The 1,170-nt window shown below is 58.4% G+C and carries 2 protein-coding genes; one reads left to right on the top strand and one right to left on the bottom strand.

Annotated elements, in window-relative coordinates; genetic code table 11:
- A protein-coding gene (locus tag EG854_RS06055) for an IS5 family transposase (protein WP_123286916.1) occupies positions 1–766 on the bottom strand; the annotation gives its coding sequence in 2 pieces (ribosomal slippage) (positions 1–454 and positions 454–766; 767 coding nt annotated over the 2 pieces). This gene is flagged as partial in the annotation.
- Between the two features lie 90 nt (positions 767–856).
- Here EG854_RS06055 and EG854_RS13100 point away from each other — a divergent pair.
- Positions 857–1,138, top strand: a complete 282-nt coding sequence (locus tag EG854_RS13100; RefSeq protein WP_164461895.1) for a hypothetical protein — start codon at positions 857–859, stop codon at positions 1,136–1,138.
- Positions 1,139–1,170 lie beyond the last annotated feature (32 nt).

Raw genomic sequence — 1,170 nt, 5'->3', positions numbered from 1 at the left:
TAGGCCGTAGACTCATAAACGCGCAGCCACAGTCGCATCGAGGCGAGTTGGACCATGGCGAGGAAGTTTTCGGCCAGCTTGTCGTAACGGGTTGCAACCCTGCGGAAGTGCTTCAGCTTGGAGAAGAAGCGCTCGATCAGGTTGCGCTCACGGTACAGCCATGTGCTGAAGTACGGTTTTGACCGGCGATTGGCCTTGGGCGGTATATTGGCGAACGCCCCTTTCTCGCGGAGAGATGCGCGGATGCGGTCGGCGTCGTAAGCCTTGTCCGCCAGCACGATTGTTCCTGCGCTGACATGATCGAGTAGATCGTCAGCCGCTTGCCCGTCGTGGCTTTGCCCAGCGGTCAGTCTAAGCCGGATCGGGAGACCTTGCCCGTCGACGACCGCATGGATTTTGGTCGTGAGCCCGCCTCGGGAACGACCGAGACAATGATCTCGATCCCCCTTTTTGCCGTCGCAGCCTGTTGGTGGGCGCGAACGGAAGTGCTGTCGATCATCTGAATGTCGCCGTCATGAGCGGCTGCGATGGTATCCATCATCCGGTCCCAAACGCCAGCCTTCCGCCACCGGATGAAGCGGTTATAGCAGGTAGTGCGCGGGCCATAACGCTCGGGCAGGTCACGCCAAGGCGCACCGGAACGCAGCACCCAGAAAATACCGTTCAGCACGCGCCGATCATCGACGCGCGGCACACCTCTAGGCTTGTTGGGCAGGAGCGGTTCGATCACGCGCCACTCAAAGTCGGTCAGGTCATATCGGCTCATATGGCCGCTGAATCAGAAACCTCAGCAAAAGAAAAGACAGAGCATTCCTGACTGAGATTGGTATGCTGCGACAACACCATGGATCACTCGATGCTGCCCGAACCTCTCAATACAGAACTCGCAAATCTGATGGATGAGTTGCAACGTCCCCCGAGCGGCGACGAACTGGCTGGCGGATGGCAACCGGCGCTAAAAACACGATGGGCAGACTGGTTTGTCGTATTGCGCAACAACCTCGAGGCGGGAGAAGAAACGCCTCCAGGGTGGGGTATTCTGCGAGCGATGGACTTCGATGGTGTATCAGATACCCCGCTGGCAAAGCGCGCAAGTCGGATTGGACGCCTCGTCGACGAATGGAAAAGCGCGAGGTAGCAGACCCATCAGTTTATGAGTTCACGGCCTAG

The organism is Brevundimonas halotolerans, assembly GCF_003730275.1.
GTDB lineage: Bacteria > Pseudomonadota > Alphaproteobacteria > Caulobacterales > Caulobacteraceae > Brevundimonas > Brevundimonas halotolerans.
Note: the sequence above shows the minus strand (reverse complement) of the source record. Positions and strands in the feature narration are given on the sequence as shown.